Origin of the sequence: Paraburkholderia acidisoli, from assembly GCF_009789675.1 — a bacterium.
Taxonomy (GTDB): domain Bacteria; phylum Pseudomonadota; class Gammaproteobacteria; order Burkholderiales; family Burkholderiaceae; genus Paraburkholderia; species Paraburkholderia acidisoli.
Window position 1 is genome coordinate 2,175,346 of record NZ_CP046913.1, and the last position, 26,543, is coordinate 2,201,888.

The 26,543-nt window shown below is 67.3% G+C and carries 22 protein-coding genes; 16 read left to right on the forward strand and 6 right to left on the reverse strand.

The features are described 5' to 3' along the window. Nucleotides 1–431 precede the first annotated feature (431 nt). The 3 genes from panS (at nucleotide 432) to fumC (ending at nucleotide 5,256) form a co-directional block, all read left to right on the forward strand. Complete coding sequence (gene panS / locus FAZ98_RS09515; RefSeq protein WP_158950952.1) at nucleotides 432–1,400, forward strand: ketopantoate/pantoate/pantothenate transporter PanS; 969 nt, start codon at nucleotides 432–434, stop codon at nucleotides 1,398–1,400. A 543-nt stretch (nucleotides 1,401–1,943) separates the two neighbouring features. Continuing rightward, entirely contained in the window at nucleotides 1,944–3,542 is a 1,599-nt protein-coding gene (locus FAZ98_RS09520) for a phospholipase D family protein (RefSeq protein ID WP_233272705.1), read from the forward strand. 304 nt (nucleotides 3,543–3,846) lie between these two features. Beyond that, the gene (fumC, locus tag FAZ98_RS09525) at nucleotides 3,847–5,256 is read left to right on the forward strand and encodes a class II fumarate hydratase (protein WP_158950954.1); all 1,410 of its coding nucleotides are present in this window, start codon (nucleotides 3,847–3,849) and stop codon (nucleotides 5,254–5,256) included. A gap of 105 nt (nucleotides 5,257–5,361) precedes the next feature. Here the strand turns inward: fumC and FAZ98_RS09530 are convergent, their stop codons facing one another. The 3 genes from FAZ98_RS09530 to FAZ98_RS35345 form a co-directional block, all read right to left on the reverse strand. Beyond that, on the reverse strand, nucleotides 5,362–5,865 hold the full coding sequence (locus FAZ98_RS09530) for an acyl-CoA thioesterase (protein WP_158951937.1): 504 nt from the start codon (nucleotides 5,863–5,865) through the stop codon (nucleotides 5,362–5,364). 225 nt (nucleotides 5,866–6,090) lie between these two features. Further along, on the reverse strand, nucleotides 6,091–7,197 hold the full coding sequence (locus FAZ98_RS09535; protein WP_158950956.1) for a GlxA family transcriptional regulator: 1,107 nt from the start codon (nucleotides 7,195–7,197) through the stop codon (nucleotides 6,091–6,093). Between the two features lie 120 nt (nucleotides 7,198–7,317). Then, on the reverse strand, nucleotides 7,318–7,476 hold the full coding sequence (locus FAZ98_RS35345) for a hypothetical protein (RefSeq protein WP_199272255.1): 159 nt from the start codon (nucleotides 7,474–7,476) through the stop codon (nucleotides 7,318–7,320). Nucleotides 7,477–7,674: 198 nt separating this feature from the next. Here FAZ98_RS35345 and FAZ98_RS09540 point away from each other — a divergent pair, with 198 nt between their 5' ends. Beyond that, entirely contained in the window at nucleotides 7,675–8,490 is an 816-nt protein-coding gene (locus FAZ98_RS09540) for an ArsR/SmtB family transcription factor (protein ID WP_158950958.1), read from the forward strand. A 323-nt stretch (nucleotides 8,491–8,813) separates the two neighbouring features. Next, nucleotides 8,814–11,393 carry a DUF6600 domain-containing protein gene (locus FAZ98_RS09545; RefSeq protein WP_158950960.1) on the forward strand — a complete coding sequence of 860 codons (2,580 nt, stop codon included), beginning with the start codon at nucleotides 8,814–8,816 and terminating at the stop codon, nucleotides 11,391–11,393. 121 nt (nucleotides 11,394–11,514) lie between these two features. Here FAZ98_RS09545 and FAZ98_RS09550 read toward each other — a convergent pair whose 3' ends face one another. Further along, nucleotides 11,515–12,486 (reverse strand): thymidylate synthase, encoded by a 972-nt coding sequence (locus tag FAZ98_RS09550; RefSeq protein WP_158950962.1) that lies wholly within the window; start codon nucleotides 12,484–12,486, stop codon nucleotides 11,515–11,517. Nucleotides 12,487–12,860: 374 nt separating this feature from the next. After that, nucleotides 12,861–14,252: a sigma-54 dependent transcriptional regulator gene (locus tag FAZ98_RS09555; RefSeq protein WP_158950964.1), complete on the reverse strand. Its 1,392-nt coding sequence runs from the start codon at nucleotides 14,250–14,252 to the stop codon at nucleotides 12,861–12,863. A gap of 565 nt (nucleotides 14,253–14,817) precedes the next feature. Between FAZ98_RS09555 and FAZ98_RS35575 the strand changes: the two genes are divergently transcribed. The 11 genes from FAZ98_RS35575 (at nucleotide 14,818) to FAZ98_RS09610 (ending at nucleotide 24,785) form a co-directional block, all read left to right on the forward strand. Next, on the forward strand, nucleotides 14,818–15,438 hold the full coding sequence (locus FAZ98_RS35575; RefSeq protein WP_233272593.1) for a hypothetical protein: 621 nt from the start codon (nucleotides 14,818–14,820) through the stop codon (nucleotides 15,436–15,438). A 171-nt stretch (nucleotides 15,439–15,609) separates the two neighbouring features. Next, the gene (locus tag FAZ98_RS09565) at nucleotides 15,610–16,113 is read left to right on the forward strand and encodes a hypothetical protein (RefSeq protein ID WP_158950966.1); all 504 of its coding nucleotides are present in this window, start codon (nucleotides 15,610–15,612) and stop codon (nucleotides 16,111–16,113) included. Beyond that, nucleotides 16,110–16,748, forward strand: coding sequence for a hypothetical protein (locus tag FAZ98_RS09570; protein WP_158950968.1), 639 nt, complete (start codon nucleotides 16,110–16,112; stop codon nucleotides 16,746–16,748). Before FAZ98_RS09565 ends, FAZ98_RS09570 begins: the two co-directional genes overlap by 4 nt. Nucleotides 16,749–16,775: 27 nt before the next feature. Beyond that, the gene (locus tag FAZ98_RS09575) at nucleotides 16,776–18,359 is read left to right on the forward strand and encodes a beta strand repeat-containing protein (protein ID WP_158950970.1); all 1,584 of its coding nucleotides are present in this window, start codon (nucleotides 16,776–16,778) and stop codon (nucleotides 18,357–18,359) included. Nucleotides 18,360–18,613: 254 nt separating this feature from the next. Continuing rightward, the gene (locus FAZ98_RS09580) at nucleotides 18,614–19,333 is read left to right on the forward strand and encodes a C39 family peptidase (protein ID WP_158950972.1); all 720 of its coding nucleotides are present in this window, start codon (nucleotides 18,614–18,616) and stop codon (nucleotides 19,331–19,333) included. Nucleotides 19,334–19,345: 12 nt separating this feature from the next. Continuing rightward, nucleotides 19,346–20,230 carry a peptidase C39 gene (locus FAZ98_RS09585; protein WP_158950974.1) on the forward strand — a complete coding sequence of 295 codons (885 nt, stop codon included), beginning with the start codon at nucleotides 19,346–19,348 and terminating at the stop codon, nucleotides 20,228–20,230. Nucleotides 20,231–20,448: 218 nt separating this feature from the next. Further along, entirely contained in the window at nucleotides 20,449–21,912 is a 1,464-nt protein-coding gene (locus FAZ98_RS09590) for a hypothetical protein (protein WP_407672004.1), read from the forward strand. A gap of 94 nt (nucleotides 21,913–22,006) precedes the next feature. Continuing rightward, nucleotides 22,007–23,482 (forward strand): sigma 54-interacting transcriptional regulator, encoded by a 1,476-nt coding sequence (locus FAZ98_RS09595; protein ID WP_407672061.1) that lies wholly within the window; start codon nucleotides 22,007–22,009, stop codon nucleotides 23,480–23,482. A gap of 68 nt (nucleotides 23,483–23,550) precedes the next feature. Next, nucleotides 23,551–24,048 carry a dihydrofolate reductase gene (locus FAZ98_RS09600; RefSeq protein ID WP_158950980.1) on the forward strand — a complete coding sequence of 166 codons (498 nt, stop codon included), beginning with the start codon at nucleotides 23,551–23,553 and terminating at the stop codon, nucleotides 24,046–24,048. Nucleotides 24,049–24,115: 67 nt separating this feature from the next. Continuing rightward, nucleotides 24,116–24,418, forward strand: coding sequence for a type II toxin-antitoxin system HigB family toxin (locus FAZ98_RS09605; protein ID WP_158950982.1), 303 nt, complete (start codon nucleotides 24,116–24,118; stop codon nucleotides 24,416–24,418). A gap of 4 nt (nucleotides 24,419–24,422) precedes the next feature. Further along, nucleotides 24,423–24,785, forward strand: coding sequence for a helix-turn-helix domain-containing protein (locus FAZ98_RS09610; RefSeq protein WP_158950984.1), 363 nt, complete (start codon nucleotides 24,423–24,425; stop codon nucleotides 24,783–24,785). Nucleotides 24,786–24,877: 92 nt separating this feature from the next. Here FAZ98_RS09610 and pmbA read toward each other — a convergent pair whose 3' ends face one another. Next, the gene (gene pmbA, locus FAZ98_RS09615; protein ID WP_158950986.1) at nucleotides 24,878–26,248 is read right to left on the reverse strand and encodes a metalloprotease PmbA; all 1,371 of its coding nucleotides are present in this window, start codon (nucleotides 26,246–26,248) and stop codon (nucleotides 24,878–24,880) included. Nucleotides 26,249–26,543 lie beyond the last annotated feature (295 nt).

Here is a 26,543-nt window from a genome sequence, read left to right on the forward strand (position 1 = left end):
CGTTGAAAGGACGGCGTGCGCAAGCCGTTAAAATACGCGGCTGGCGCGACAGCCACGGTCTCGATCACCCGGTCGACGATCGAGGTCTGGCGCCGTCCGTCCCACGAGGGCATCCATCACGAGCAGGAGACCGCGCCCTGCCCGCCTCGCCGGCCAACCCGGCAACGCGTGCCGCGCGCGACGTCGCCGCATCGTGTCGTGACTCGCCGTGTCCCGCCCTGCGCGTCACGACCTGCGCGACCCGAAACCCCGCCGCGCAACTGGCTTCGACGCGAGTCTCGCATCGACCCATGTCGACTCGTCGCAACGTAAGCGCGCGCGGCCGCGCGTCGCCCACGCCTGCCTGCGCGCTCGCGTGACGTGGTGCGCCACGACATAACGAAACCATTCATACGGACCGCCTTAACCGGCCACCCTCAGGGATTCTTTTCATGCTTGCCCCGATCACCCGACTTTTCCCGCTCTGGGCCGTGCTCGCCTCGGTCTTCGCGTACTTCAATCCGGGCGCCGTCGCCCCGATCGCGCCGCACGTCACGACGCTCTTGATGATCATCATGCTGGCCATGGGCGTGACGCTCTCGTTCGCCGACTTCCAGCGCGTCTTCACGCGGCCCGCGCCCGTCGCGGCCGGCATCTTCCTGCATTACCTCGTGATGCCGCTCGCCGCCTGGGCTATCGCCAAGGTGCTGCGCATGCCGCCCGACCTCACGGCGGGCATGGTGCTGGTGGGCAGCGTGGCGAGCGGCACGGCCTCGAACGTGATGATCTATCTCGCGCGCGGCGACGTGGCCTTGTCGGTGACGATCAGCGCGCTCTCCACGCTCGTGGGCGTGTTCGCGACGCCGCTGCTCACGCGCCTGTACGTGGATGCCTCGATCGTCGTGGACGTGCACGGCATGCTCATGAGCATTTTGCAGATCGTCGGCCTGCCGATCGCCATCGGTCTCGTCGTGAACCGCCTGGCGGGCGGTCTCGTGCGCCGTATCGAACCGGTGCTGCCGCTCGTCTCGATGGTGTCGATCCTCGCCATCATCGCGGCCGTGGTGGGCGGCACGCACGCGAGCATCGCAACCGTTGGCCCGGTGGTCGCGGTGGGCGTGGTGCTGCACAACGGTATCGGCCTGCTGGGCGGCTACTGGGGCGGCCGCCTGCTCGGCTTCAACGAGTCGGTGTGCCGCACGCTCGCGATCGAAGTGGGCATGCAGAACTCCGGCCTCGCCGCGACGCTCGGCAAGATCTATTTCACGCCGCTCGCCGCGTTGCCCGGCGCGCTGTTCTCGGTCTGGCACAACCTCTCGGGCTCGCTGCTCGCGGGTTACTGGGCCGGCAAGCCCGCGCGCGGCAGCGAGCGCGATGCCGCCGAAGCCAAGGCCGTCGCCGGTTCGGCCGAACGCGGCTGATTGCGGCTGCTTGCGGCTGCCTGCGACTCTTCGCGGCTGATCGCACGCGAGCGCTGTTTCGTCCGCCGAAGCACGCGCTCGCCGCCTCTCCTGTCGACTGTCGATGCGCGCCCGGACGCCGGGCGCGAGCAACAACGCGCGTGCGCCCTCGCGCCACCCCGCGCGCCTTCCCCCTCTCCATCGTTCCCGCTAGCGGCCTTGCGTCGACAGAAGGCGCCAAACCCGCCCTCATGCCCGGCGCGTGCATCGCCATGCCGATGCGGCCCGCAAATTGCTTGCCGTCTTCGCTGGGTGCGCGCCAGCGCGAGGCGCCGTGCCGGTTTGCGTAGAATCGACACGCAAATCGTGCAATGAAAACGAACGAACGCGAACGAAGCGTGAACCACGCGCGAACGAAGCACAGCGCGAACACGACGCGGCCGAAGCGCGCCCCCGACGCACATCAAAGCAAAGCACGCCGCCACGCGGTCGAAGAGGAGAATTCGCTTGCCCACGCCACACCTTTCGCTCGCCGCTGCCAGTTACCGCGCGCGCGCCGCCGCCGTGCTGCGCACGGGTTTCGCCATTGCCTGCCTCGCGCTCGCGGCCGGTTGCGCCACGCGGCCGCCCGCGAGCGACCTGCAACGCCAGCACACCGAGGCCGTGGCGCCCTCCACGGCCACGCCGCTCGGCGCGGCGCTCGCGGCGCCCGAGGCCGCGCATCCGGGGCAAACCGGCTTTCGTCTGCTCGCCACCGGCACCGACGCGTTGCAGATGCGCATCGCGCTCGCGCGCGCCGCGACGAAGACGCTCGACATGCAGTACTACATCGCCAATGAAGACACGACCGGCAAGCTGCTGCTCGGCGCCGCGCTCTATGCGGCCGATCGCGGCGTGCGTGTGCGCATGCTCGTCGACGACCTGAATTTCCACGACATCGACCAGCTGATGGCGTCGCTGAACAGCCATCCGAACATCGAGATTCGCGTGTTCAATCCGTACGGCAGCTCGCAGGAAAGCGTGTTCCGCCGCACGACCAACGTCTTCACCAACATCGACGCCTTCACGCGCCGCATGCACAACAAGGCGATGATCGTCGATAACCAGCTGGCGATCGTGGGCGGCCGCAATCTGGGCGACGAATACTTCAGCGCGAGTCCGACGCTCCAGTTCAGCGATCTCGACGTGCTCGCGGCGGGCCCGGTCACGACGCAGATCTCGCAGAGCTTCGACGCTTACTGGAACAGCGACTTCGCCTATCCGCTGCGCACGCTCAATCACCAGAAGTTCGACGCACACGATCTCGACGTGGCGCGCGACGACCTGCGCGCGCACTGGCACAAGGACGCGGACCCGTACAACGCGAAACCGCTCAACGCCACGCCGCTCGCCCAGCAGATCGCGCGCGGCGAACTCGGGCTCACGTGGGCCACTTGCCAGTTCGTGGCCGACAAACCCGAGAAGATCGCGGGCCTGCCCGACGGCGACATGGGCGACGCGATGCGCGCGACGCTCGCGCGCATGAACGCCGCGCAAAAGAGCGTGCTGATCTTCTCGCCATATTTCGTGCCGCACGACACCGGCGTGGAGGCGATCCGCAAGCTGCAGGCGCGCGGCGTGCAGGTGTCGATCCTCACGAACTCGCTCGCCGCCACCGACGCCGTGGCCGTGCAGGCGGGCTACAGCCCGTACCGCGTGCCCATGCTGCAGGCGGGCGCGCAGCTCTACGAATTCAAGCCCACGCTGCCCTCGCCCAACGACTCGCGCCGCCTCGGTATCGTCGGGTCGAAATCGCGCGCGAGTCTGCACGCGAAAACCTACGTGGTGGACGAAAGCACGCTTGTGATCGGCTCGCTCAATCTCGACCCGCGCTCGGCGAACCTCAACACGGAACTCGCGCTCATCATCGAAAGTCCGCCGCTCGCGCAGCGGGTGGCCGGCTATTTCCGGCTCGCGACCTCGCCCAAGGTCAGCTATCACGTGACGCTCGCCACGCCCGCCGAACTCGCGCAACTGCGCGGCAGCGCGACCGCTTCGCCGCTCGTCTGGACCGACGAGGAAGACGGCGCGATCCGCACCTACAACCTCGATCCCGGTGCGGGTTTTTACCGAAATCTCCTAACCGGGCTATTCTTGCTGTTGCCGGTCGATAGCCAGTTGTGATTTGCCGTGGCGATTCGCGCTCGCGATTCGCCACGCACACGGCGGCTCGCTCGACCGCGCTGCACGATCCGCCGCCTAGCCAGCCGCCTGGTCAGCCGCTTATTTAGCCGCTTATTCCGCTGCTTATCAGCTGCCTAGCCAGCCGCGCACTTTGCGCGAGCGCCGCGCCCCGACGTACCGCACTTGCGAAATCCGTCGAAGCGCCCCGCCTGCCCGCAGTCAGCCACCGCGCGGATTCCGAACCCGTCACGCAAGCGGCGCCCGGCCGTCACGCCAGGCACCGCTTCAATCACCGGAGTATTCAATGACCGCAAGCAATGACAACGTCCGCATGGAGCGCGACACGTTTGGCGAGATTGCCGTGCCCGCGCAGCAGCTATGGGGCGCGCAAACGCAGCGATCGCTGCAGAACTTTCGCATCTCCACGGAAAAACAGTCGCCCGAACTCGTCACCGCGCTCGCGACCATCAAGCGCGCCGCCGCCGAAGTGAATCTCTCGCTGGGCGTGCTCGACGAAGCCAAGGCGCAGGCCATCGTCAAGGCCGCCGACGAGATCATCGCGGGCCAGCATGCGGGCGAGTTCCCGCTCGCCGTCTGGCAAACGGGCTCCGGCACGCAAACCAACATGAACCTCAACGAGGTGATCGCGAACCGCGCGAGCGAGCTGCTCGGCGGCGAGCGCGGCGAGGCGCGCAAGGTGCACCCGAACGACGACGTGAACCGCGGCCAGTCGTCCAACGACGTGTTTCCGACCGCCATGCACGTGGCCGCCGCCGTGGGCATCGTCAAGCATCTGCTGCCCGCGCTCAAGACGCTGCGCGACACGCTCGACACCAAGGCGAAGGCGTTCGCCGACATCGTCAAGATCGGCCGCACGCACTTGCAGGACGCCACGCCGCTCACGCTCGGCCAGGAATTCTCGGGCTACGTGGCGCAGCTCGATCACGGCATCAAGCACGTGGAATCCACGCTGCCGCATCTGTACGAACTCGCGCAGGGCGGCACGGCCGTGGGCACGGGTCTGAACGCGCATCCGCAGTTTGCGCAGAAGGTCGCCGAGAACATCGCGAAGCTCACCGGCGTGCCGTTCGTCACGGCGCCCAACAAGTTCGAGGTGATGGCCGCCGCCGACGCGCTCGTGTTCGCGCACGGCGCGCTGAAAACCGTGGCCGCGAGCCTCATGAAGATCGCCAACGACGTGCGCTGGCTCGCGAGCGGCCCGCGCTGCGGCCTCGGCGAACTGTCGATTCCCGAAAACGAGCCGGGCAGCTCGATCATGCCGGGCAAGGTCAACCCCACGCAGTCCGAAGCCGTGACCATGCTGTGCTGCCAGGTGTTCGGCAACGACGTGGCCGTGAACGTGGGCGGCGCGAGCGGCAACTTCGAGCTGAACGTGTTCCGCCCGATGATCGCGCACAACGTGCTGCAATCGATCCGCCTGCTCGCCGACGGCGCGCTCAGCTTCAACGATCACTGCGCGGTGGGCATCGAGCCGAATCGTCCGCGCATCGACACGTTGCTGAACGAGTCGCTGATGCTCGTGACGGCGCTCAATCCGCACATTGGCTACGACAAGGCCGCGCAGATCGCCAAGAAGGCGCACAAGGAAGGCACCACGCTCAAGGCCGCCGCGCTCGCGCTCGGCCATGTGACCGAACAGCAGTTCGACGAATGGGTGAAGCCGCACGAAATGGTGGGCAACCTGAAGGCGTGATGTCGCGTCGATAAAAAACGGGCGGCGAGCGGAATGGCTCGCCGCCCGTTGCGTTTTTGGCGATGTTATGCCGACGTTTTCACGCCGATACGCAACGCTGCCGCGTCAGACTTCGCCCTTCGCGACTTCCTCGGGCTTGAGTTCGACGATCGCGTCGAGCGCTTCCTTCACGTCGAGCGCGTATTTCGCGAGGCGCTTCTGCTCGTCGGTTTCCGGCACGAAGGTCGGCACCGGAATGGGGTTGCCGTTTTCGTCGACGGCCACGAACACGATCAGGCAATCCGTGGTGAGGCGCAACTGGCCGCTCTTCGGGTCGCCCGCATGCACGGTGATGTGGATATGCATCGACGTGCGGCCGGTGGCGACCACGCGCGCGCGCAACTCGACCATGTTGCCGACGAGGATCGGGCGGCGAAAGCGGATATTGCCCACGCTCACCGTCACGCAGTAGCGGCCAGACCAGACGGCCGCGCACGCATAGGCGGTTTCGTCGATCCACTTCATCAGCGCACCGCCGTGCACTTTGCCGCCGAAATTCACCGAGGTCGGTTCGGCAAGGAAACGGAACGTCGTTTCCGAACGATCCAGCGGTTGGGAAGGCGTCTTCATCTCGTGTGCGCTCATGGCAAGGCCGCTCGCGCGGCGTTCGATTGGGGGATGGGGCGGATTATACGAGCGCAATATGTGGATGTAATGTGCGCGCGCGGGGAGCGGCGGGCGGCGCGCGGCGGTCAGCGGGCGGCGCGGGTTGCGCGCTTCGTCGCCCGACGCTCGTTCGAGCCCTCGCCCGGCTCACCACCCGACGCGCCGCTCAACTCGCCCTCAACTCGCCGCTCAACTCGCCGCAAAACGCGCGCGGTAGTCGAGCGGCAGCACGCCGTAACGCCGCTCGAACGCGCGCCGCAAATTCTGCTCGCTGCCGAACCCGCAATCCACGGCGATGCGCTTGAGCGGCCGCCGCGACGCCGAGAGCGCCTGCGCGGCCGCTTCCACGCGCATGGCCGCGACGGTGCGCGCGGGCGTGCGCCCGACCGCCTCCACGTAGCGGCGCGCGAAGGTGCGCGGGCTCATGCAGGCGGCCTCGGCGAGCCGTTCGATGCTCAGTTCGCCTTGCAGATTGCCCGCCATCCACGTGTGCAACGTGTCGAATTCGCCGCCCGCCGACGCCTGCGCCGCCAGCATCTCGCTGAACTGCGCCTGGCCGCCCGGCCGCTTCATGAACACGACGAGGCGGCGCGCGGCCTGCATCGCGACCGCGTGGCCGCAGTCCTCCTCGATCAGCGCGAGCGCGAGGTCGATGCCCGCGGTCACGCCCGCCGAAGTCCAGACGACGCGCCCGTCGCGCTCGTCGCGCACGAAGATCGGCTCGGGATCGACGTCGACGCGCGGAAAACGGCGCGCGAGCTGCGCCGCGTTGCGCCAGTGCGTGGCGGCACGGCGACCGTCGAGCAAACCGGCCGCCGCGAGATAAAACGCTCCCGTGCACACCGACGCCAGCCGCCGCGCGTGCGGCGCCGCGGCGGCGATCCAGTCGACGAGGGCGGGCTGCAGCGGCGAAGTCTCGTCGATGGGCACGCCCGGCACGATCAGCGTGTCGATGGTGGCGGGATCGAGCGTGTCGAGCCGCTCGGTGACGATGGGCAGGCCCGCGAACGTGGGCAGCACGCCGCCGTCGATCGAGGCGAGCGTCGTGCGGTAAGCCGTTGCGGCAGGTTCGATGCGCGGCCGACGCGTGGCGCCATCGCGCGAATCGCCGTGCGTTGCGGCGTGAGGTGCCGACACGCCCCGTGCGGCGCGCATCGCCAGTTCGGCGCGCCAGAAAGCCTCGACGGGGCCGCACGCGTCCAGCAGCACGAGGGCGGGCGCGACGGCAAAGACGACGTGGCGCGCGGCGGTGTTCGCGGCGGGCGCCGAGGGGAGCGAGTCGAAACAAGGAGGCATGGCGACGGCAATCATGACGACGATGGGCCGATCATCGCATGCGCGCCAATGGCAGTCAGGTCATATCGACATCAATTTCTGCCAACAGGCGCTTCGACACCCACGCCAACACCGCGCGCGTCACTTATGAAACGTGACGCCTTCGTCGATCGTGCCGTACATCGTGATGCCGCTCGCGCCGCTGGACGACCCGGAGCCGGAACCCGAACCGCCGCCCGCGCAGGCAACGCACGATAGCGTGAGCGCGAGGGCGGCAAGCGAAGCGAGAAAGCGTGTCATGAGCGGAAAACCACGGGCTGAAGAGAAGCCAATTTTAGCGCGGCGCCCCGCGCGGCCGCAGAACGCGCTCGTCTCGTACGCCGGCGTTCGTGCATCGACATTTCACGCCGCACTGAAACGTCGCATGCGGCGTTTCGTTAGAGTAACGAAATCGACACGTTTGCCGCCCGTCAGTTTCCGGCCATCCGAGGACTCGCCATGCCCCTCCCCGCTCCCGAATCGAGCCATTTCCCCGGTCTTGCGCGGGTCGCCGCGCTGCTCGCCGACCCGGGCCGCGCCGCCATGCTCTGGGCGCTCATGGACGGCAGCGCGCGCCCGGCGGGCGAACTCACGCTGGTCGCCGGTCTGTCGCCCTCGGCGGCGAGCGGCCATCTCGCGCGCCTCACCGAAGGCGGCCTGCTCGCGCTCGACGCGCGCGGCCGGCATCGCTATTACCGGATCGCCACGCCCGAGATCGCCGCCGCGATCGAAGCGCTGATGAACGTCGCGCAAACTGCCACGCCCGTGCGGCCCGGGACGCAGGCCGGCGCGCGTGCCGATCCGGACGCCGGCCCGATCAGCCACGCGGTTGCCGATGCTCCCGGCGGGTCGCACACGGGATCGCGCCCGGCCACGCGGCCCGCCCGCACCGTGCCGCTGGACATGCGCCACGCGCGCACCTGCTACGACCACATGGCAGGCGAAGTCGCGGTGCAGATGTTCGAGCGTCTCGTCGATGGCGGTCTGCTCACGCGTAACGGCGACACGCTCGACGTGACGCCCGCGGGCACCGCGCGCCTCGCGGGCTGGGGCGTCGACGTGCCGGCGCTGCGCGCGCGGCGGCGGCGCTTCGCGTGCACCTGCCTGGACTGGAGCGAACGGCGGCCGCATCTGGGCGGCGCGCTGGGCGCGGCGCTGCTCGACTCGTGGACGCAGCGCGGCTGGGTGGAGCGCGCGAGCCGCCCGCGCGTGCTGCGCATCACGCCGCCGGGGCAACGCGAATTCGACGCGCTGATGAACTCCGGCGCGCGGTGACCGGCATCGGCGGAAAAAGACTGACCCATGCACGGCGAGGGACGCGTAAAGAACGATTACGTGCCCCTAACCCGTGGCGTTCGGCGCCGATCATGGCCGCTTTCCGCGCGGTCACACGTTCTGTTACATCTCCTGCATAAGCCCTAACAATTCCGACAGCCTGGAAACAGGCGCGCCGGATAGAGTGGCCGTCATGGAGCGCCGCAAGCACGCTGGCGCCCTGGAGAACGAACATGACAACGCGCAAGCCCACGCCCGAGAACACACCGTCCCCGCAACTTTCGCGGCGCAACCATGCCGCCTGGCCGATGTCCCAGCGACCGATGTCCCGCCGACCGATTTCCCGCCGACCCGCCGCCTCGCTCACGCTGCTCGCCTGTGCCGCGCTCGCCGCGCTGAATCTCGCCGCCGCGCCGGTCGCGTTCGCGCAGACCGCCGAAGCGCCGCCCGCGCCGGTCGCCGCGCCCCAGGCACAGAACGCGGCCGGCGATCCGCCCGGCCGTATCGCGCGTCTCGACTACATGGCCGGCGCCGTGACGACCGAGCCGGCCGGCGCGAGCGACTGGTCCTACGCGCAGCTCAACCGCCCGCTCACAACCGGCGACCAGCTCTGGAACGACGCCAACGCGCGCTCGGAACTGCACATCGGCTCGACGGCCGTGCGCATGGGGCCGCAAACGAGCCTCGACGTGCTCGATCTCGACGACCAGAGCACGCAGCTCAAGGTCGCGCAAGGCACGCTCTCCACGCGCGTGCGCGAGATTCCCGCGGGCACCTCGTATGAAATCGACACGCCCAATCTCGCGCTCGGCGTGACGAGCCCCGGCGATTACCGTGTCGATGTCGCGCCCGACGGCAGCGCCACCACCGTGACCGTGCGCAGCGGCAATGTGACCGTATACGGGGAGAACGGCCAGGTGCCGATGACGGCGGGCCAGCAGATCCGCTTCGCGGGCACCGGTTTGCAGCAGACGGCCAGCAACGCCGCGCCGCCCGCCGACGCCTTCGACCAGTGGGCGCTCTCGCGCGACGCCGCCGAGGACCGCTCGGTTTCGGCGCGTTACGTGTCGCGCGACATGCCGGGGTATCAGGATCTCGACGCCAACGGCACGTGGCGCAACGACCCGCAGTACGGCGCGGTCTGGATTCCGAACGCGGAGCCCGCGGGCTGGGCGCCCTATCACGACGGCCACTGGGTCTGGCAGGCGCCTTGGGGCTGGACCTGGGTCGACGACGCGCCGTGGGGCTTCGCGCCTTATCACTATGGCCGCTGGGCGCATGTCGACGATTCGTGGGCGTGGGTGCCGGGGCCGCTCGTCGAGAGCGCGCCGCCCGTGTATGCGCCCGCGCTGGTCGCGTTCGTGGGCGGCGGCGGCGGCGGCGCCGACTGGGGCGTGAATCTGGCGGTGGGCGGCGTGGCCGCGGCGGGCGTCGCGTGGTTCGCGCTCGGGCCGGGCGAGGCGTGGCATCCGCGCTGGGCCGACTGGAGCCCGCACTACTACGACCGCGTGAATCGTCCCGTCGTCATCAACAATTACCGGCAGAACGTGAACATCAACGTGCACAACACGTTCGTCAATTACCGCGTGCCGGGCGCCGTGACGGCCGTGCCCGCAACGGCGTTCGTGCACGGGCAGTCGGCGTCGCGGTTCGCGCAGCACGTGGATCCGCAGCAGTGGCGCAACGCGCGGCCCGAGTCGGGCACGCCGGGCATCGCGCCGGTCAAGGGCAGCTTCGGGCCGAACCAGCGGCGCGCCGATTACCGTCCGCCCGCCGCGCTGAATCAGCGTCAGGTGGTCGCCACGCGCGCACCGGTCGCCCCGCCCGCCTTCCACGACAGTCTCGCGCAGCGTTATGCGCATGCGGGTGGCACGGTGCCGGGCGCGGGCGCCCCCGTGATCCGCACGGCGGCTCCGGCGCACGCGTCGTTTTCGCCGTTCTCGCCGGCCAATCGCGGCGGCTGGAGCGCGCAGAACGTGCGCGTGGTCGGGCCGCACACGCCCGTCATGAGCGCGGCGGGTCGGCCGGGCGAAGCGCAGGCCGGACGGCCGGGCGCGCCGGGCAATGGGCCGAATGGCGGCGCGCCCGCCATGAACGCCATGCAGCGCGGCGCGGAACACGGCCAGCCGGGCGCGCCGGCCGCCGTGCAAGCGGGAGCGCAGGCTGGAGCGCAAGCCGGGGAGCACGGCGTGCCGCGTCCGCCGCAGTTCGCGGGCCGTCCGGAGGGTGGCATGCCGGCGAATCCGCACGCGGGGCAACCCGGGGCGCAACCCGCGCCGGGCGCACCGAACGCCCTAAACGCCGCGCGTGCGGCGGAAGGCGCCCAGCATCAGCCGGTGTGGACGCAGCAGCACACGCCGATGGCCATGCGCGGCCAGCCGGGCGGCAACGAAGCGGGCCATCCAGCGGGTCAACAGGCGGCCCACGCTCCGGCGATGGCGATGCAACAGCCGCACGGCGCCGAAAACGTAGCCGGTCGCGAAGCCAACGCGCCGCATGTGCCGCAACCGGGCGCGGAACAGCACGCCCCGCAGATGGCGCAGCAGCCGCAGGCCCGTCCGGAAGCGCATCCGCAAGCGCCAGCCCAGCCGCGCGCGGAGGTTCATCCGCAAGCTCAGGCGCAACCGCAACCGCAGCAGCAACCGCGTGCCGAGTTCCATCCGCAGCCTCAGCAGCAACCGCGCGCCGAGTCTCGTCCGCAGCCTCAGCAGCCGCCGCGCGCGGAATTTCACCCGCAGCCGCAAGCGCAAGCGCGTCCGGAGTTCCATCCGCAGCCGCAACCCCAGCAGCACGCCGAGGCGCCGCGGCCGCAACCGCAGCCGCATCCCCAACCGCAACCCCAGCCGCATCCGCAGGAACGCGCGGCCGGCGGCGGCAATCATGACGAGCATCACCACGGCTGATCGGCGCGAGCACCACTCCGGTCTCGCCCGGAAACAAAAAAGCCCGCGAATCTCGCGGGCTTTTTTCATCGACGCTCATCGAACGCTCATCGACGCAAACGAACCATTCTCCTGCCGACGCTCAAACCGCCATCGGCGCCGTAAGCGGCTGGTGATGCTGGTAACCGACGAGCGAAAAGTCGGACGGTTCGACCTGGTCGAGCCACTCGGGCGCGTAGACGCCGGTTTTCGCGTACTCGGGCACGCGCTCCGAAATGGCGAGTTGCGGGCTCGGGAACGGCTCGCGGCGCAACTGTTCGTTGAGCATGTCGAGCTGGTTTTCGTAGATGTGCGCGTCGCCGATGAAATACGTGAACCAGCGCGGCGTGTAGCCCGTCAGGCGGCCGACCAGGTGCAGCAGCACCGCGCCTTCGGTCAGGTTGAACGGCGTGCCGAGGCCCACGTCGTTGCTGCGGATGTAGAGACACAGCGAGATTTCGCGCTTCGTCGGATTCGGCAGGAACTGGTACAGCAGGTGGCACGCGGGCAGCGCGATTTCCTCGAGCACCGCCGGGTTCCAGGCATGAAACAAAATGCGCCGGTCCGTGGGGTTGTTCATGATGGTGTCGAGGCACTGGCGCAACTGGTCGATGGCCTTGTAGAGCAGCACCTTGGGCTGGCCGTCTTCGCTGAACTGCGCGACCTGAGCGTAGCCGCGCGCCTGCGCGTCGGCGATCTGCGCGGCCGCGCCGGCCTCGAGCACCTTGTAGGCGGGCCATTTGCGCCATTGCACGCCGTAGACATCGCCGAGATCGTCGGTGCCCTCGCGGTACGGGTTGGCGAGCCATTGCTCGTTGGCGTTGGCGTTCGCGTCCCAGACCTTGCAGCCGAGCGCGCGGAACTCCGCCGCGTTGCGCGAGGCGCGCAGGAACCCGATCAGCTCGCCCACGGCCGACTTGAACGCGAGCTTTTTGGTCGTCACGGCCGGAAAGCCTTGCTGGAGGTCGAAGCGCAGCATCGCGCCCGGCTGGCTGATGGTGCGGATGCCGGTGCGGTTTTCCTGCCACGTGCCGGTGTCGAGAATCGAGCGGACAAGCTCGAGATACTGTTTCATGCGGGTTCCTTCGGCGGGCGGCTCGGCGTGGATGCGGCGCCGGGGCGGAGTCAAAACCGCGATTTTAGCAAGTGCAGCGCGCGGCCGCCCGGCGCGGCCAATAACTCCACCTGCGCCCCCACCTGCGCCCCCGCCTGCGCGCGGGAATCGTGGCGGGAATCACGAGCGCGATCGCGGCGTGTATCGCTCCCGGCATTCCAGCAGGAAGCGATTCAAATACCTCGCGCTGAAATCGATATTGAACAAGAAAAAATCGCGTTTTTGAAAAGCTAAAACGTGTAAAGCTAGTTGCGGCCGCAACCAACAAAAAAAACGGGCAACGCGATTGCGCTGCCCGTTTTGCTGATTCGAATGGAATTGCAGAGAAGAAACGCTTATGCGTTGCCGCTCGAAGCCAGACCGCCGGGATGCGGCGCCAGCGGTTCGCTTTCCAGATGCCGCATGCCGTGCGCGCACAGCAGCCGATACAGCGTGACACGCGAAATGCCCAGCTCGCGCGCGGCGTCGCCGAGACGGCCACGATGACGCAGCAAGGCGAGTTCGATCGCCTGTCGCTCGGCCGCCTCGCGCGCCTGCGAGAGCGACACCGGCACGACTTCCACGTAATCGCCGAGTTCGAGATCACGCGCCGTGATCGCGCGGCCTTCCGACATGACGATCGCGCGACGCACGCGGTTGATCAGCTCGCGCACGTTGCCGGGCCAGCTGTAGTTGTGCAGCGCAGCGATGGCGTCGGGCGAGAAGCCGCGCAGACGCCGCGTGCCGTCCTTCTTGAACCGTTCGAGCATGTGGCGCGCGAGCAGCTCAATGTCTTTGCCGCGCGCGCGCAGCGGCGGCTCGTCGATCTGCAGCACGCACAGGCGGTGATACAAATCCTGGCGGAAGCGCCCTTCCACCATGGCCGCGCGCATGTCGACGTGGGTGGCCGAGATGATGCGCACGTCGACGGGAATCGACTGATGGCCGCCTAGGCGTTCGATCTTGCCTTCCTGGAGAAAGCGCAGCAGGCTCGCCTGGCTTTCCATCGGCAAGTCGCCGATTTCGTCGAGGAACAGCGTGCCGCCATGCGCCGATTCCACCCGGCCGACCTTGCGCTGGTTCGCGCCCGTGAAGGCGCCGCGCTCGTAGCCGAACAGCTCGGATTGCAGCAGATGCGGCGGGATCGCGCCGCAGTTGATCGGCACGAACGGCGCATTGCGGCGCGACGAGCGCTCGTGGATCGCCACCGCCGTGAGTTCCTTGCCGGTGCCCGATTCGCCCGAAATGAAAACGGGCGCGTCGGTCATGGCGACCTTGCGGATCGAGCGGAACAACGCGAGCATCGCCTCGCAGGAGCCCACCATCTCGCCTTCGGTGCCGCCCGTGGTGTCGTTGGCCGAGGCTTCGCCGAGCGAAACCATGCCGTACGCATGGCCCACGGAATCGACGATACGGTCGCCGTTCCACGGCACCGTTACGTAATCGAAACAGTAATCGCGCACCAGACGGCGCAGCGTCGCGTCCTGCAATTGCCCCGTGGTCGTGGCGGCCACCCAGCCGACGTTGGGCAAGGTGAGACAAGGCTCGAACGAACCGATTTCATTCAGATGAAAGTCGCTCGACAAGTCGATCAGCCCCCCTGCCGGCGTACCTGAGCGCAATGCCCGACGCGCGTCGCGCGCGTTGCCGACGACCTCGACCTGCCAGCCACGTTCGTGGAAGCGATCGTTCAGCGCCGCAATGGGATTGCGCGTCACGTACACCAATTGCCGCGTTGCAGGTTCCATTATTCAGATCCTCTTGCCAACACATCGTTTGGAATGACGGCACGCACCTGAATGACCAGACACGCAGCAAACACCCGCTTGGCCGGACGCCCGGAATGTGGCGAACGGACAGGCTTTTGCTGACAGTGAATCCCCGAGTTGGCGTGTGTGTCAACGTGCCCGATGGCGGGCTTTTCTTTTCTCGTTATACGGCTTTTTCTGAAGCTTACTATAGCCTCGTGGCACTTGGATAGGATTTATGCGAATGGAATCGATAAGGGACCGATGGAAGCATTTCCACTGAAATGGAAAGGCTTCCACTTACCGAGAGCATTTTGTCAGTTCAGAAATAATTACGTATGTTTTCATTCGCTTAATCACTTCAAAAACCTGAACGCAAACGTTCTCTCTTGAAACCGTTTTGCAATGCCGACGGGTTTAAGCCGCCTCGCGTTTCAAGGCTGAAACATTTTGGCCTATATCCGCTGATAAAAATCCGCAGCTAAAAACCCGGACCGAGGCGTATCAACGGATTGCGGCCGATGGCACACGTTTCGCTAAATGTCTCCGCACCAGGAGATACGCCATGCGACTCAACTTCCAGCAAGTCCGCCGCAGTGTCATGAGCAGCAGCCTAGCCTGTGCAGCCGCGCTCGTGCCTGCCGCGCTCGTCGTCTTCGCGCCGCTCGCCCAGGCTCAATCGGTCGACCCGTCGACTGTGCCAGCCGCAAGCGTCGCCAGCGTGACGAACGCCGCGGCGGATGTCGTTCCTGTAACAACCGCGACGCTCTCGCCGGCGACGACGCCGACGCCCAGCGATGCAACCGCAGTGGAATCGTCCGCCAGCGCCGCCACGGCCGCGCCGGACATGCAGCAGGCCGGCACCGCCGATACGAACGCGAGCGATAGCAGCACGCGCAGCGCCGGCGTCGAGTCCGCGGTCCTGACGTTCCGCCCGGCCGCCGACCCCGGCGCGTCGGGCGACGACGGCATGCTCGCCGGCATGGGCGCGCTCGACGACCAGACGCTCTCGCGCCAGCGCGGCGGCGCCGTCGGCATGGTGATGGTGGCCGCGACGCCGCAACTCATGCGCGGCGGCAACAGCGTGACGCTGTGGGACGAAATCGCGCCGCCCGCACCGCTGCCGATTCCCGTCGATGCCGCGCAGAACGCGCAGGGCAACGTGGCGAGCTACACGCGCAAGTAAGGCGCCGCGGCCGAGCCGTCATCGTGAATCAGGCATCGAGCGGTCGCAGTACCGAACACGCAGCACCGGCAGTGGGCAAGACCAGATCGAGATAGCAGACCGTGTCGCTACGAGCGCACGGAATCGGACGGCGCAAGGCGAAAGACCCGCCGTCCGGGCAAGGAGACCGAAATGAGAGCACGCAACATGACGACGCCTGGCGCGAGCCGGCGTTCGCTCCGGGTGGCCGTGGCCGTATGCGGCGTCCTGGCGGCGGGAGTCACGGCGGGGGCCGCGGCGCAGCAGACCGTCAATCCCGGCGATATCGTCGTCGAACGCGACGTCACGCCGCGCAGCGCCTTCGCCAGCGTGCCGAAAAGCCAGGACCCGGTGCTCGTGCGCGCCACCACGTTCCCCAAGAACAGCTTCGATCCGGCGATGGCGACGCTCGTCACCGACACCGATCTCACCAACGCACGCGGCAACAGCGGCGTGAACGCGAACGGCGCCATGAACGCGCAGTCCGCGGGCATGCAAGCCATCACGCACATCCTCTCGGGCAACGCCACCGGTTCGAACATGGCCGCCGGCCCCGGCGCCAGCGGCGGCGCGGTGAGCGGACTCGGCGGCACGATTTCCTCGACGATCACCGGCGCGCTCGCGCCGCTCACGGGCGCCATGGGGGCCATCAAATGAATCGCTTGATCCGCAACTCGTTCGACCTGCGCGCGCCGCGCGCGCTCGCCGTGTGCGCCGCCCTCGCCTTCGGTCTGTGCGCGTTTGCCGCGCACGCCCAGGCGCAGGCCACGGTGGGCGCCACGGCAGTCATCGCGCCCAACGCCGGCACCTCGTCGACGGGCGCACTCGCAGTGAACGAAACGGCCGGCGTGAACAACGCCCAGGCCAACCAGCTGACGGTCACGAGCGGCAGCGTGGCGGTCAGCGTCAACGGCGACGAACAGCTCGCCACCGTGACGGCGCACGTGAAGAACGCGAGCGCGACGATCGGTGCGGGCGCGTTTGCGAACACGACCGGCGCAATGATGGTGAATCAGTCGGCGGGCGTGGGCAATGTCCAGCGCAACACTGCCTTGATCAGCAGTGGCGCGATGGGAGTTGTGGCGGTATCGGACGGGGAGCTGTCCGCCGCCGCCGCAACGAACGGCAGCCAGGGGCAAAGAGCCCAGGCAGGGGGTATTCGTGAGGTACGCATCGACAATGCGGCATTCAGGAATGCGACGGGTCTAGTGCAGGTGAACCAGGCAGCCGGTGCCGGTAACGTCACGGCAAACAGTTTTGTGCTCCGTCCCCCGGCGGGCACTCTTTTCTAACTGACCACTCAGTATCGGAGCGAAATCATGAAGCGCACCCTCATAGCAGCGGCAGTGTTCGCGTCGGCGGCCGGTTCCGCTTACGCAGTTCCCTCGAACATGGCGTATCTGTTCAACGCCACGGGCGTCAGCGAAGGCGTGGGTATCAACGGTTGGGTCACGCTGTACGGCTGCGTCGATGTCTCGAGCACCGCCGGCGCCGTCATCAACAACGCACAAACGACCGGCGGCGGCACGCTGACGCCGCAAGCGCAAAGCTACCTGTCGGGCAACATCAAAACCACCTTCAACGACAGCACGCAAAGCGTGAACGGCACGGGCACGAACTCGTCCTACAAGTATTCGAACGGCAGCTCGTCGAGCAGCTGGTCGGCTTCGAACAGCGCGTCGGATTCGCATCAGGCGAACGCTTCCACGACGAAGAGCTCGTCGAGCAGCTCGAGCTTCGGCAAGAGCCTGAACGCCAGCGTCAGCGCCGACTACCACGTGGCCACGGACAACGGCGGCTCGAGCAAGACGACCGCGAACAGCACCTCGAGCGACGTCGGCAGCAAGAACTACGGCCAGAGCTACGCGAGCCAGGGCAACAACACGTCGACGAAGTCGCAGAACGGCAGCGGCGGCTTCACGGTGGGCGCGTCGTGGGCGAGCAGCGGCAACTCGCACAACGGCGGCGCTTCGCTGCAAGCCACGGGTTCGGAAGGCAGCACGCATACGAACACGAACTCGCATAACGACAGCGACACGAAGGGCATTGCTTCGGCCTGGAACAACAGCGACACGAAGAACGCCAGCAACACCACGACGAGCGCCAACACCGCCTACGCCGACGGCGCCGGCAGCGCTTCGCTCACGGCCAACGTGAACGGCTCGAGCAGCAAGCAGAAGACCTCGTCGACGGCCTACGCCCACACGGACAGCGCGTCGTCGAGCAACTCGGCTTCGCACAGCCAGTCGGCTTCGTATGCGAAGAACTCGGCGAGCGGCTGGGGCTATAGCGTGAACGACACGCTGAACACCGTCGACGAACACACGACGGGTTCGGTCACGCAGCACATCGACACGCAACAGGCCGGCACGCTCAACGCGGGCACGGGCAACAACGCCGCGACCGGCGTGACGGGCAATCTCGGCGTGAATATCGCGGAAGGCATCAACAACGCGCAAAGCAACGACGTCGCGCTCGCTTCCGTCGACATGGGCAACGTCTTCGGCAACGCACAGGTCTTCAACACCCAGGCGTCGAGCGGTTCGGCCACGGTGAAGAACTTCAACCTGAACGCGTCGGTCGGCGACGGCTCGCTCGCGGGCGTGTCGGGCAACGTGGGCGTGAACGTCGCATCGGGTATCGGCAACGCGCAGAACAACAGCCTCGCCGGCTCGGTCACGACGTCCGCCTCGGGTTCGTACTCGACGGTCGCGATGGTCGCCACGGATAACAACGTGCAAAACGCCAACATGAGCGCCAACGGCCAGTTCCAGGGCACGGCGATGCTCGGCGCCAACACGCTCACGGGCGCGACCGGCAACATCGGCGTGAACATCGCCGGCGGTATCGGCAACCTGCAGCACAACGGCATGGCGATCGCCGCCATGAACAACGGCCACTGAGCAGCACGGCCGGAGTTCGGTCGGCAGACCGGTCCGAAAGGCACGCTGTAGCGCAACGGGTCCCGCAGCCGCACGCGGGACCCGCTCCGGTAGCAGCCGCATCGCAACACGCATCGCGCAGCAAAAGCAGTCGAGCAACGACGCACCAACCCGACGCACGGGCCGTCTACACCGCGGCCGGCGCGTGATCCACAAGCTGTGCAAGGACCGGAGTCCGGCGTGCATGCGCTGGCTCAGGTCGACAGGAGACCACCATGTCCGGGTCCGTTTCGTCCCCGGCGTCAAGGATCTGCGCCGTCGCGCTGGCGTTCGCCGCCAGTGCGGGGTTCGCGCCAGTCCATGCGCAGTCGACGCTCGATGCGACCAGGCTCGCCGGCGTGCCGATCAAGCTTCCGATCCACTCCATGCGGGACCTGCGCTATCGCAGCATCGTCAATCAGCAATACGACTACAGCTGCGGCGCCGCCGCACTGGCGACGCTGCTGAAGTATGGCTACGGCATCGACATTCCCGAGCCGGAACTGATCCGCCAGATGATGGTGTTCTCCACGCCCGAGGTGGTCGTCAAGAACGGCTTCTCCATGCTCGACATGAAGAAGTTCGTCGAAACGATCGGCCTGCGCGGGCGGGGTTTTCGCGTCAACGTCGATGCGCTCTACCACCTGCAGATTCCCGTGCTCGTGCTCATGAACATCTCGGGCTACGAGCATTTCGTGATCGTCAAGCACGCCGAGGACGGCCGCATCTTCATTGCGGACCCCGCGCTCGGCAACCGTATCGTCGCCGAGGACGATTTCACGAAGACCTGGAACGGCCTCGTCTTCGCGGTGCTCGGCAAACCGTTTCTGGAGGACTCTCCGCTGTTGCAGAACAACGAGTCGCTGGCGCTCAAGCTGCGTGAAGGGGCATTGCACAACGGCACCGCCGCGACACCCTTTTTCGAGTACGGCCTCGACAAGGCCGTCATGTTCTGAAAGTCCAGAGTCATGAACCGCAACCTCTCACAGTGTGGCATCGCGGCAGGTGTCTGCGCTTTCGCTTGCGCTTTTGCGAGCGGTGCGTCAGCCGCCGAAAGCATCGCCGCGTCACCGCCGGCCGCAGCGCAGGTGCTGCAACCCGTGCCGGCGTTTCTTTCGGGTGCTGGCCAGCAGGAGCAGCGCATCCACTGCGAAGCCGTCGGCGACGACGTGCTCGCGCATCAGTCCGGCAAATACGCCGGCAGCGAGATGATTTCCGGGTTCGTCCTGAACCTGCTTTCGCAATGGCAGTTGCCCAACGGCGCGACGGCGGTCGCGCAAGGCGCGCTCTCCGTCGCCCAGAACGCGGCGAACCAGATGAGTGCGCAGGTCAAGACGTATGCGCAGGTGATCGACCCGACGCAAGGCACGAACGCGGGCGGCACCACGACACAGACGAGCGGCGCCAACCCCAGCGCGACGGCCACCGGTGGCCAGAGCGTGTCGGTCAACGGCGTTTCGCAGATCACCCAGGTGGCCGGCAACGGCAACGCGGGCTCCAACGCCGCGACCATCGCCTGGGACAACAACGCGCAACCGGTGGCGAGCGTACCCGGTGCCGGTGCCAATCAGTCGAGCGCCTCGGCCTCGAACGCGAGCGGCAACATCAAGGCGGGCATCTCGTTCGGCAGCAACGGCGTGAACGTGACGCTGCAGACGCCGGCCGGCATCGCCACGCAAAACATCGTGCCGGGCACCGCGCAGCAGGCCGGCGCGATCGCCCAGCTGCTCCAGGTCGCAGGCAATAACCAGCAGGTCGCCAACCAGTTGCAACTGAGTCTGCAGACGCAGCAGATGACGTCGCAAATGATCCGGCAGACCGGCGTACTCCAGGCCCTGCGCAACCTTCACTAACCACAGAGCCGCCCCGAGCGGAACAACGAGGAGACCACCACGCGGGCCACGCACCCGCACCAGCAGCAGGCACTTGAAGAAGGAGCATCGACGTGCGCGGGCGCGGAACCAGGGGGTTCCTCCGTGCGCCCGCATTCGATCCGGGGGAAGAAAAAATGAACACGATGTCGAGAACGGCGGCGCCGCGGTTGACGCTGGCCGCCATTCCAGCCGCAGTCATGTTGTTCGCGCTTGCGCAATCCGCCCAGGCGCAGGCGCTGTCGAACCAGTCGCTCGAAGACCGTCTGAACATGCTCATGCGCGTGGTGGACGAGCAGCAGCGCCAGATCCAGTCGCTCGAACGCCAGGTGACGAACCTGGAGATGACGCAACGCGGGCGCGGCATGCCGGGCGCAGCGGCGCTCGCCGCGAGTCCCGACGCCGCGGTCGCCGACCAGCCGGGCGCCGACGGCCTGCCCGTGCCCCTGCCGCCGCTCGCCCAGGCGCTGCCGGGCGCCAACGCGCCGGGCGCGCTCACGGGCACCGCGACCGGCGTGCCGGTCAACCCGCCTTCGCCCGATGCGGGGACGACGTCGGGCGCCACGGGCGCCTCGGCGTCGAGCGGTCCGCAGCAAGGCGCGCCCGTGGGCGTGAATCCGAACGCGCCCGGCGCGGTGGCGGGCACGGGCGCCACGAACGGCACGACCGGCACCATCGGCGAAACGCAGAAAAACGCCGAGCCCTCGCGCACCCAGGCCGAAGAAGCCGTGGTGCAGCGCGAGCACGCGCCGCTGTTCGACCACAAGCTCACGCTCGACTGGGGTATCAGCGACACCTACTACGACCGCCGCCAGCTTCAGCTCTCGGGCTTCCTCGCGCTCGACGCGATCTTCCTCGGCAACATCAACCTGGGGCAGACCAAGTCCCACCAGGTGACCGCCGATCTGGACACGCGCTACGGTCTCACCGACCGCATGAGCATCGACGTGGACGTGCCCTACGTCTACCGCCACAGCAGCTTCATCGTGGGTGGCGCGGGCGGCTCGGCGAGCACGCTGTCGGACGCTTCGGTGAACTCGAACGCCATCGGCGACGTGAACTTCGGGATCTACTACCAGTTCCTGAAGGAAACCAACAATCTGCCCGACGTGGTCGGCAGCCTGCGCGTGAAAACGCCCACGGGCACGTCGCCCTTCGGCATCAAGGTGCAGCAGCTCGCGCCCGACAACACCAACCTCGTCGCACCGAGCAAGCTGCCCACGGGCACGGGCTTCTGGAACGTCACGGCGGGCGTTTCGGTGCTGAAGACGTACGACCCGGTCGTGCTGTTCGGCAGCCTCTCGTACACCTATAACATCGCGCGCTCGTTCGCCGACATCTCCTCGGTGGTCGGCCAGACGCAGCCAGCCCAGGTGAAGCTCGGCGACGTCGTGCAGTTCGGCGGCGGTGTCGCGCTCGCGTTCTCCGACAAGGATTCCGCGAGCATCTCCTACACCATGGCGATCGAGCCGCAGTCGAAGACGAAGTCGCCGGGCGGCGGCTGGACCGGCGTGCCGGGCAGCGAAACCACCGCCTCGGTGCTCAACTTCGGCCTGAATCACGTGGTCAACAAGCACCTGACGATCAACGGCGCGGTGTCGGTGGGCCTCACGCCCGACGCGCCGAACTTCGTCGTCGGCGTGCGCTTCCCTTACACCTTCTGACGACATGAGGCAGATCGTGCGCGAAACCTCTCACCTGAGCGCCACCGTGACACCGCTTGCCGGTTCGAGCCAACGCCCGGTGGACGCGGGCGTCGTGCGCAGCGCACGCGAGGCGCGGCAAGCCGCGAGCGCGCAGCCCGCCGCGGCGCTCGAACGCACCCTGCTCTACGTGGCGCGCTCGCCCGATCCGCTGCTCGGCGCGTATCTGAAGAGCCGCGGCTGGGAACTCGCGACCGCGCGCACCGCGCACGAAGCGTCGCGGCTCGTGAAACCCGACGCGCCGTGCGCGGGCATCGTCGATCTCACGGGCTTCGCGCCGCGCGAATTCGCCGGGCTCGAGGCGATCCTGCGGCTGCAGCAGGTGGGCTGGATCGCGCTCACCGACGGCACCCGTATCGCCGACGCCGACGTGCGCCGCATGATCCGCCACTACTGCTTCGACTACGTGCACATGCCGGTCGCGCACGCGACGCTCGACTATCTCGTCGGCCACGCGTTCGGCATGGTCGCGCTCTGCGATCTCGACGCGGCGGCTTCACCCGGCGCCTCCGGCGCGCCGGACGAAGACGAGATGGTGGGCACCTGCGACGCCATGCAGCAGCTCTTTCGCACCATCCGCAAGGTCGCCAACAACGACGCCTCCATCTTCATCTCGGGCGAATCGGGCACGGGCAAGGAACTCACGGCGCTCGCGATCCACGAACGCTCGTCGCGGCGCAAGGCCCCGTTCGTGCCGATCAACTGCGGCGCGATTCCCAATCATCTTCTGCAATCCGAACTATTCGGCTACGAGCGCGGCGCGTTCACGGGCGCGAACCAGCGCAAGATCGGGCGCGTGGAGTCGGCCAACGGCGGCACGCTCTTTCTCGACGAAATCGGCGACCTGCCGCTCGAAAGCCAGGCGAGCCTGCTGCGCTTCCTGCAGGAAGGCAAGATCGAGCGGCTCGGCGGTCACGAGCAGATCAGCGTGGACGTGCGCATCATCTCGGCCACCCACGTCGATCTCGAAGCGGCCATGCGCGACGGACGCTTTCGCGCGGACCTGTTCCATCGCCTGTGCGTGCTGCGCGTGGACGAACCGCCGCTGCGCGCGCGCGGCAAGGACATCGAGATCATCGCGCATCACATGCTGCACAAGTTCAAGGGCGACAGCGCGCGACGCATTCGCGGTTTCACGCCCGACGCGATCGAAGCCATGTACAACTACAACTGGCCCGGCAACGTGCGCGAGATGATCAACCGCGTGCGGCGCGCCATCGTCATGGCCGAGAGCAAGCTGATTTCGGCCGAAGACCTCGACCTCGCGCAGTTCACGGAGCAGCAGACGGTCACGCTCGCGCAGGCGCGCGAAGCCGCCGAAAAGCGCACGATCGAGGCGGCGCTGCTGCGCCACCGGCACCGGCTGTCCGAGGCGGCCGCCGATCTCGGCATCTCGCGCGTGACGCTGTACCGGCTGATGGGCACGCACGGCTTGCGCGACGAAAAATCGATCTTTGGCGCCGATGCGGAAAACCAGTCCGAGGATCACGCCGATACCGCCCCGGAATCGTCCACGCAAACGCAGGACTGAGCACGCGTCAGCCGCGTCACCCCGCTCGGGTAGAATCGGTGCGATCCCTTGGCACTTTCTCTCACCCGATGACAACCCTCACCCTTATCGTCGCGCGCGCCCGCAACGGCGTGATCGGCCGCGACAACGCGCTGCCGTGGCGACTCCCCGAAGACCTCGCGTTTTTCAAACGCACCACGATGGGCGCGCCCATCATCATGGGCCGCAAGACGCACGAATCGATCGGCCGCGCGCTGCCGGGCCGCCGCAACATCGTCGTCACGCGCGACGCCGGCAAGCGCTTTCCCGGCTGCGACACGGCCACGAGCCTCGCCGAGGCGCTCACGCTCGCCGCGCAGGATTCGGCACCGGAGGCGTTTCTGATCGGCGGCGCGCAGTTGTATGCGGAAGGCCTCGCGCTCGCGCACGAACTCGTTGTCACCGAAATTTCGGCGGACTTCGACGGCGACGCCACGTTCCCCGCGCCCGACCTCGACGTGTGGCAGGAAACCTCGCGCGAGACGCTGCACGCGCATGCGCCGAACAACTTCGACTTCGCGTTCGTGCGGTATGCGCGGCGGGATTGAAGGTTGACAGAGGTGGGCCGAGACGCCTTGCTTTACGAAGTCCCAAATTGGGACTAAACTTGACGTCATGCGAATTGTTGCCCGAAAAACGCTGCTGGATTTCATCGAGAAACACGCGCAAACGCGACAGCCGCTGCTCGCGTGGTATGCCGAAGCAGCCAAAGCCGTTTGGCGCAGCCCGCAAGACATCAAGGCATACTATGCATCGGCCAGCTTCGTCGGCAGAAATCGGGTGGTGTTCAACATCAAAGGCAACGACTTTCGGCTGATCGTCGCGGTTGCCTATCAAATTGGTGTGGTCTACATCAAGTTCGTCGGGACGCATGCCGACTATGACCGGATCGACGCAGCTACTGTGGAACTGGAGTAAAGCGATGAATATTCGTCCGCTGCACACTGAGGCAGATTACCGCCACGCGCTCGCCACCGTGGCAACGCTCGTCGACATCGATCCAGCGCAAGGCACGCCTGAAGGCGATGAGCTGGAAATTCTCTCGATCCTCGTCGAGCGCTACGAAACCGAGCATTTTTCGATGGCGGCGCCCGACCCCATCGAAGCCATCAAGTTCCGGATGGAGCAGCAAGGTTTGTCGGTACCGGACATGCAACCGTATATCGGTAACGCCAACCGGGTCTACGAGGTACTGGCCGGCAAACGCGCTCTAAGCCTCGCGATGATTCGGCGGCTGCACGCGGGGCTGCACATTCCAGCCGAAGTACTGATCGGCGGGTGCTGAGCAAGGCCCTCACCCCGCCCCAACGCAAAACGGCACGCCAAGGCGTGCCGTTTTTCTTTCCATTCGCGGATCGAGCCGCAGAAAAAAACCCCTTACTGCCCCGCGATCGTCATGCGTTCGATCAGCACCGAGCCGGTCTGGCGCGTGCCGCGCGCGAGCGTGTCCGCGCCCACCGCGACGATGTTGTGGAACATCTCCTGCAGCGTGGACGCGACCGTGATTTCTTCCACCGGATACTGGATCACGCCGTTCTCGACCCAGAAACCCGACGCGCCGCGCGAATAATCGCCCGTCACGAAGTTCACGCCCTGCCCCATCAGTTCGGTCAGCAGGAGACCCGTGCCGAGCTTCTTGAGCATGGCCTCGAAGTCGTCCTCGGCCTGCGTGAGCGAGCTTTGCAGTTGCAGGTTGTGCGAGCCGCCCGCGTTGCCGGTGGTCTGCATGCCGAGCTTGCGCGCCGAATACGACGAGAGGAAATAGCCCTGCACGATGCCGTCCTTGACGACTTCGCGGCGCTGCGTGCGCACGCCTTCTTCGTCGAACGGCGCGCTGCCGGCCGCGCGCGGCACGTGCGGATCTTCCACCACCTGGATATGCGGCGCGAACACCGGCTTGCCGAGGCTATCCACGAGGAACGAGGTCTTGCGATACAGCGCGCCGCCGCTCACGGCCTGCACGAACGCGCCGAGCAGGCCCGCCGCGAGCGGCGCCTCGAACAGCACCGGCACCTTGCGCGTGTCGAGGCTGCGCGCGTTCAGACGCGCGAGCGCGCGCTCCGCGGCATAGCGGCCCACGGCTTCGGGCGAGGCGAGTTCGGCCGCGCTGCGGCGCGAGGTGTACCAGTCGTCGCGCTGCATGTGGCGGCCCGTGCCCGCGATGGGCGCGCACGAGACGTAGTGGCGCGAGTACGGATAGCCGCCCACGAAGCCGCCGCTGGTGGCGAGCACGAACTGCGAGTGCTGCGCGGAGACGCTCGCGCCTTCCGAGTTCTTCACGCGCGGATCGACGGCGAACGCGGCGTCTTCGGCGCGGCGCGCGATCTCCACGGCTTCTTCCGCCGAGAGATTCCACGGGTGATAGAGGTCGAGGTCGCGCGGCGCGGTTTCGAGCAGGTCGGGCTCGGCGAGGCCCGCGCAGTCGTCGTCGGCGGTGAAGCGCGCGATGTTGTACGCGGCCGCCACGGTGTCCTTGAGCGCCTGCGGCGAAAAGTCCGAGGTGCTCGCGTTGCCGCGTTTCTGGCCGATATAGACGGTCACGCCGACCATCTTGTCGCGGTTATGCTCGATGGTTTCGACTTCGCCGCGCCGCACCGAGACGGACAAGCCGTCGCCCTCGGAGATTTCGGTCGCCGCGTCGCTCGCGCCGAGCGTCTTCGCATGGCGAAGGATCTCCGAGGCGATCTCTCTGAGTTCGTCCTGGGTGTGCGGGAAAAAGCGCTGCCGGGCTTCGATGTCTGCTGCCATTGTCGTTACGGTCCGGTTCTGGGCCACGCGTTGCCGTGGCCCGCTGATGTCGTGTTGCGCTGCGCGCGGTCGCGGCATCGCGCTGAAATGCGCGCGCCGCGTTCGGCAAACGCATCCCGCGATCATAGCAAGGTATGCGAACCCGCATCGAGGGCGCTTCTTTCATGCCGGGTTCACGCTGGGTTCGCGCTGGGTTCACGCCGGGTTCGCGCGCCGTCCCCGCGTCGCGCTCGCCCGGCGCCACGCCGCTGCATCGCCCAACGAACGCCGCGCGCAACGGCCCTCGCGCACGCGC